Genomic DNA, 6,219 nt, shown 5'->3' with positions numbered 1-6,219 from the left:
TGGTAGCGTACGACGTTTCAACAGTCAATTCCGAAGTACGCCCAGAGTATAGGCGCGCCTCGCAAATATCGTTCAACAGTGGATTCCGGATACCCTTTTTTATTGCCTGTGCTCACCAGTCGGCCTCCCAGCCATCGGGCACGCCCATGCCTTTCAGGTTCAATCCAAGGTGAGACAGATCGGGAAAGGCATGCAGATGTGCCTTGAGCCGGCCAGGCCAACTCGACCGTGGATTGATGACCTCTAACAAATGTCGGGTGATGCGCAAGAGCAAGAAACAGCGTGCCCGTGCGTGCGTATCGCTCTCAAACGGAGTCATCCAGGCCAGTTCAGCAGATGACGGCAAGCGCGGCTGGTCAACGATATTCCGATTCCAAAGACGACTGTGGTGTGCGCAGACATTGCGCAGGTAGTTGAGGCTACGCAGCCATGTCGCGAACACCCGGCCATCACTGATGCCGTATTGGCTGGCAATCGCATCTTGCTCCGTCGTGCGCATTCCGTTGAACAACGTCGAAAGCGTGCCGAAATCCCACACCTCGCAGGCCACCCAGATCGCCAGCGGTAGGCCATATTTCGTCCGATTGTGCCGAACGAATTCTTCTTTGGAGCGGCCGATCAACTGCGCGTGCTTGCTCAGCCACTCGTGGTGCCGGGTGACGCCGGAATCCTTGTCCAGCTTGACGCTGAACTCGTCGTGAAACAGCTCGGGCTTGAGGTAGGCAAAGCGGTCCAGCTGACCCAAAGTGTGGGACACATCCACACGCAACGCCACTTCGATGCGTTCCAGGGCATCCATCACCAGTAGCCGAAGCTGCTTGTCGAACACGTATAGGTCCACCGCATTTTGAAAGGTGGTCCCAGCCCGAAAGAGATCAAGGGCGATGCGTTCTTCGCGCACCTTCTTCGGCTTGCGGCCCTGTCCATCCAACAGACACAAGGGGGCGCTGCGTTCACGGAACGCAAACCAGTAGCCGCTCAGGCGGTAGTAGCCTATGCGCTTCAAGTAATCCAGCGCACGATCTCGGTCGGTGACGACCATGCCCCGGTCGATCAATTGATTCAGTTGATCAGCGTAGCTTTTCCAGGGTTTGGCATAGCTCATGAGTCATATCCTTCGCGGTGTACGGTTTAATCCACCTCAACAATGCCCATTCTGACAAATAACCCACACACCCAACAAAAAGCGCGACGAAATCCTTCGTCGCGCTTTTTTTATTGCCGTAGCCAGTCACCATGATTCAGAACCGACTGGCGGGTGCTTAGACCGCTGTACGCGGTGGGCACGCCTGGATTCCCGCCTGCGCGGGAATGACTCGGTGTAATGCGGCGAGAGACTCTTCGTGGCGCATGAGCCTTGTGCTTCAACGTGACTGGCGGCTAGGGCTTACTTCACGATCTGCGCCAATTGGCCCTTCAGGTACAGATTGGCCATGGCGTCCAGGCTCACCGGCTTGATCTTGGCGGCTTGGCCACATGCGCCAAACGCTTCGTAGCGGGCGATGCAGATGTCGCGCATGGCGTCGGTGGAGACTTTCAGGTATTTGCGCGGGTCGAATTCTTTCGGGTTTTGCGCCAGAAAGCGACGGATGGCGCCGGTGCTGGCCAGGCGCAGGTCGGTGTCGATGTTCACCTTGCGCACGCCGTGCTTGATGCCTTCGACGATTTCTTCCACCGGCACGCCGTAGGTTTCGCCCAGGTCGCCGCCAAATTCATTGATGATGGCCAGCCATTCTTGCGGCACGCTGGAGCTGCCGTGCATCACCAGGTGGGTGTTGGGGATGCGGGCGTGGATTTCCTTGATGCGGTCGATGCGCAGCACGTCGCCAGTGGGCTTTTTGGTGAATTTGTACGCGCCGTGGCTGGTGCCGATGGCGATGGCCAGCGCGTCCACGCCAGTGTCTTTGACAAACTGGGCGGCTTCTTCCGGGTCGGTCAGCAGTTGGCTGTGGTCCAGCACGCCTTCGGCGCCCACGCCGTCTTCTTCGCCGGCCATGCCGGTTTCCAGGCTGCCCAGGCAGCCGATTTCGCCTTCCACCGACACGCCGCAGGCGTGGGAGAAGTTCACCACGGTGCGGGTGACTTCGGCGTTATAGGCGTAGTCGGCCGGGGTTTTGCCGTCGGATTTCAGCGAGCCGTCCATCATCACCGAGCTAAAGCCCAGCTGGATCGAGCGTTGGCACACGTCCGGGCTGGTGCCGTGGTCCTGGTGCATCACCACCGGGATGTGCGGAAATTCTTCCACGGCGGCCAGGATCAGGTGGCGCAGAAAGGGCGCGCCAGCGTATTTGCGCGCGCCGGCAGAGGCTTGCACGATCACCGGGGCGTCGCACTTGTCGGCTGCTTCCATGATGGCGCGCATTTGCTCCAGGTTGTTGACGTTGAAGGCCGGCAGGCCGTAGCTGAATTCTGCCGCGTGGTCGAGCAGTTGGCGCATGGAAACGAGTGCCATGGATGTCTCTCCAAAAAATCAAATGGCGCGGCGAGGGGGCCGCGCGGTTAAAACAGGTGCGCCGCTCTGGCGAGGCGGGTTGGCCTCTGGGCGGCTTGTTGAATCCATTTCGCTGAGTGTGGTGAGTGGCGAAAACAGCGTCAGGCGTGGGCCTGGCTGCTGGCGCGGGTCAGCGCCACGCCAGCGGCGATAAACGAACCGCCGGCCACCCGGTTCATCAGCTTGAGTCGGCGCGGGCTGTTCAGCCAGGCTTTCAGCCGGGCGCCGCCTGCGGCGTAGGCGCATTGCCAGCTGGTTTCAATCACAAAAAACGTCGCCGCCAAAATCAGCAGTTGCGGGCCTTGCGGCTGGGCCGGGTCCATGAACTGCGGAAACAGCGCGGTAAAAAACACAATGGCTTTCGGGTTGCTCATCGCCACCAGAAAGCCGGTGCGAAACCCGGCCCAGCCGCTGCCGGCCTGTGCTTCCGCTTCACCTTCGGCCAGCGCCTGCGGCTGGCTGCGCCAGGTTTTGATCCCCAGCCACAGCAGATAGGCGGCGCCAGCATACTTGACCAGGCCAAACAGCCATTCTGATGTCACCAGCAGCGCGCCCAGCCCGGCGGCGGACAAGCCCATGATCAGCGCCAGCGCCAATAGCAGACCCAGCAGGGTGGGCGTGGTGCGGCGCAGGCCAAAGCGGATGCCGTGGGTCATGGCCAGCAGCATGTTCGGGCCGGGGGTGGCGGACACCACCAGCACGGTGGCGAAGTAAATCAGCCAGGTGGACAAGGGCATGGGCAGGGCTTTCGTGGTTCAGCAATAATCAGTGCGCCTTGGCGCCTGGTTTTTCCGGCATGGCCGACGAGTGATGCTCGGCAATCAGCCAGGTTCCGCCGACTTTGCGGTAAACAAAGGTGTAGCGCGCCGGCACCTGACCGCCGGTGGTGTCGAACACGTACAAGCCCGAGTCAATCGCCACATTCGGCGCCGGGAAGCGGATATTGCGCTCGACAATCTTGCCCTTGGGTTTTTTCTCCAGGAAGTGGACAAAATAATCGCGAATTTCGGCGTGGTTGTGGCGCACCTTATTGGACACGGTGGGCAGCAGGATGGCGTCCGCCGCGTAGTTGGCGGCGACGTCGTCCGGGTTGCCGGTGGCCAGCGAGGCGTTCCAGCGATCGAACAGGGCGGCGATCTCGGCTTCGTTGCCGGCGTGTTTGCCCTGCATCGCGGGCATATGGCCCTGGCCAGAATGCACGGTCACATTCACGCAGGCTGTGCTGAGCAAGGCGGCAGCGGCGGCAGCGGCAAGGGTGCGGGTGAAGCGAATCATCGGCGTCTCCTGTTCGGTGTTTGCGGGTGGGGTGAAACCAGCTTGCCTGATGTCCGCGCGGCTGGCGCGGGGCGGACATCAGGCAAGCTGGCCGGGCCAAAGCCCGGCCAACACGCGCAGGCTTAACTGTCGGCGCGTTCCGCCAGAATCGCCACGGCGGGCAGTTCTTTGCCTTCCAGGAATTCCAGGAAGGCGCCGCCGCCGGTGGAGATGTAGCTGATTTTGTCGGTCACGCCAAACTTGGCGATGGCGGCCAGGGTGTCGCCGCCGCCGGCAATCGAAAACGCCGGGCTGTCGGCAATCGCCTTGGCCAGTGTTTGCGTGCCGCTGGCAAACTGATCAAACTCGAACACGCCCACCGGGCCGTTCCACACCACGGTGCCGGCCTTGGCGACGATGTCGGCCAGTTCTTGTGCCGATTGCGGGCCGATGTCGAGGATCATGTCTTCCTTGGTGACATCGCTCACCGATTTCAGGGTGTCGTCGGCGTTTTCCGAGAATTCCGGGGCCACCACCACATCGCTGGGCAGCGGCACGGCGCCGCCGTGGGCCTTGATCTTGGCGATGACTTTTTGCGCCTCGCCCACCAGTTCGGCTTCGGCCAGGCTCTTGCCGATGGCCTTGCCTTCGGCCAGCAGGAAGGTGTTGGCGATGCCGCCGCCGACGATCAGTTGATCCACCTTGTCGGCCAGGGCTTCCAGGATGGTCAGCTTGGTGGACACCTTGGAGCCGGCGACAATCGCCACCAGCGGGCGAGCCGGGGCTTCCAGCGCCTTGCCCAGCGCGTCCAGCTCGGCGGCCAGCAGAATGCCGGCGCAGGCCAGCGGGGCAAACTTGGCCACGGCGTGGGTGGAGGCTTCGGCGCGGTGGGCGGTGCCAAAGGCGTCGTTGACGAACACATCGCACAGCGCGGCGTAGGCGCGGCCGAGGTCTTCGTTGTTTTTCTTTTCGCCCTTGTTCAGGCGCACGTTTTCCAGCATCACCACATCGCCAGCATTCAGGCTGAGGCCAGCTTGCCAGTCGGCCACCACCGGCACCGGCTTGTTCAGCAGCTCGCCCAGGCGGGCGGCCACCGGAGCCAGGCTGTCTTCCGGCTTGGGTTCGCCTTCGGTCGGGCGGCCCAGGTGGGTCATCAGGATCACGGCGGCGCCGTTGTACAGGGCGTGCTGGATCGAGGCCAGCGAGGCGCGGATGCGGGTGTCGTCGCCGATCACGCCGTTTTTCACCGGCACGTTCATGTCCACGCGGATCAGCACGCGCTTGCCGGCCAGCGCCTGGTCAGTGAGTTTCTTGAATTTCATCATGCATTCCGTGGCAACGCCGTTGCCGGGTCCACCCGGCAACGGCGAAGAGAAAACCGCGCCACCCGCTCACAGGTGGCGCGCCGGGCCGGATTCTCAGGCGGCGAACATCGCGCGGGCGGTGTTCAGCATCTGGCAGGAGAAGCCCCATTCGTTGTCGTACCAGGCCAGCACCTTGACCATATTGCCGTTGGAGACCTTGGTCAGGGTGGAGTCAAAGTGCGAGGCTTCCGAGGTGTGGTTGAAGTCCATCGACACCAGCGGCAGCACGTTGTAGCCCAGCACGCCCTTCATCGGGCCTTCGGCGGCGGCTTTGACGATCTGGTTCACTTCGGCCACGGTGGTGGCGCGGCCGGCTTCGAAGGTCAGGTCAACCAGCGAGACATTGATGGTCGGCACGCGCACGGCAAAGCCATCCAGCTTGCCGTTCATTTCCGGCAGCACCAGGCCGACGGCCTTGGCGGCGCCGGTTTTGGTCGGGATCATGTTCTGGGTGGCGCTGCGGGCGCGACGCAGATCCTTGTGGCGCACGTCGGTCAGCACCTGGTCGTTGGTGAAGGCGTGGATGGTGGTCATCAGGCCCTTGACGATGCCCAGGCCATCGTTCAGCGCCTTGGCCACCGGAGCCAGGCAATTGGTGGTGCAGGAGGCGTTGGAGACCACGGTCATGTCGGCGGTCAGCACATTGTGGTTGACGCCGTAAACAATGGTGGCGTCCACATCATCGCCGCCCGGCGCGGAGATCAGCACCTTCTTGGCGCCGGCGGTGATGTGGGCCTGGCATTTTTCCTTGCTGGTGAAGGCGCCGGTGCATTCCAGCACCAGATCCACCTTCAGCTCGCCCCACGGCAGTTCGGCCGGGTTGCGGGTGGAGAAGAACGGAATCACATCGCCATTGATCACCAGGCTTTTCTCGTCGTGGCTGACCTGGGCGTTAAAGCGGCCGTGCACGGTGTCGAATTGGGTCAGGTGGGCGTTGGTGGCCAGGTCGCCGGAGGCGTTGACCGCCACCACTTCGAATTCATTGCGCAGATTGTTTTCGTAGATGGCGCGCAGCACTTGACGACCAATGCGACCGTAACCGTTGATGGCGATGCGGATGGACATGAAACTATTCTCCTGTGAATCGGGATGGCGCGGCCCGCGTCCTGC

General features: G+C 62.2%; 6 protein-coding genes. All 6 read right to left on the bottom strand.

Annotated elements, in window-relative coordinates:
- Positions 1-112 precede the first annotated feature (112 nt).
- Positions 113-1,105, bottom strand: coding sequence for an Abi family protein (locus DFR34_RS15945; RefSeq protein ID WP_110392149.1), 993 nt, complete (start codon positions 1,103-1,105; stop codon positions 113-115).
- Positions 1,106-1,387: 282 nt separating this feature from the next.
- A complete protein-coding gene (gene fba / locus DFR34_RS15940) occupies positions 1,388-2,452 on the bottom strand; it encodes a class II fructose-bisphosphate aldolase (protein ID WP_110392148.1) in 1,065 nt (354 codons plus the stop codon).
- 140 nt (positions 2,453-2,592) lie between these two features.
- Positions 2,593-3,228, bottom strand: coding sequence for a LysE family translocator (locus DFR34_RS15935; protein ID WP_110392147.1), 636 nt, complete (start codon positions 3,226-3,228; stop codon positions 2,593-2,595).
- 28 nt (positions 3,229-3,256) lie between these two features.
- Positions 3,257-3,766, bottom strand: coding sequence for an SgcJ/EcaC family oxidoreductase (locus DFR34_RS15930; RefSeq protein ID WP_110392146.1), 510 nt, complete (start codon positions 3,764-3,766; stop codon positions 3,257-3,259).
- Between the two features lie 122 nt (positions 3,767-3,888).
- On the bottom strand, positions 3,889-5,067 hold the full coding sequence (locus DFR34_RS15925; RefSeq protein WP_110392150.1) for a phosphoglycerate kinase: 1,179 nt from the start codon (positions 5,065-5,067) through the stop codon (positions 3,889-3,891).
- A gap of 96 nt (positions 5,068-5,163) precedes the next feature.
- Positions 5,164-6,174 (bottom strand): type I glyceraldehyde-3-phosphate dehydrogenase, encoded by a 1,011-nt coding sequence (gap, locus tag DFR34_RS15920; protein ID WP_110392145.1) that lies wholly within the window; start codon positions 6,172-6,174, stop codon positions 5,164-5,166.
- Positions 6,175-6,219: the final 45 nt, after the last annotated feature.

Origin of the sequence: Rivihabitans pingtungensis (genome assembly GCF_003201855.1) — a bacterium.
In the GTDB taxonomy this organism is placed as follows: Bacteria; Pseudomonadota; Gammaproteobacteria; order Burkholderiales; family Aquaspirillaceae; genus Rivihabitans; species Rivihabitans pingtungensis.
The sequence above is the reverse complement of the archived record's forward strand: the minus strand, read 5'-3'. Positions and strand labels throughout refer to the sequence as shown.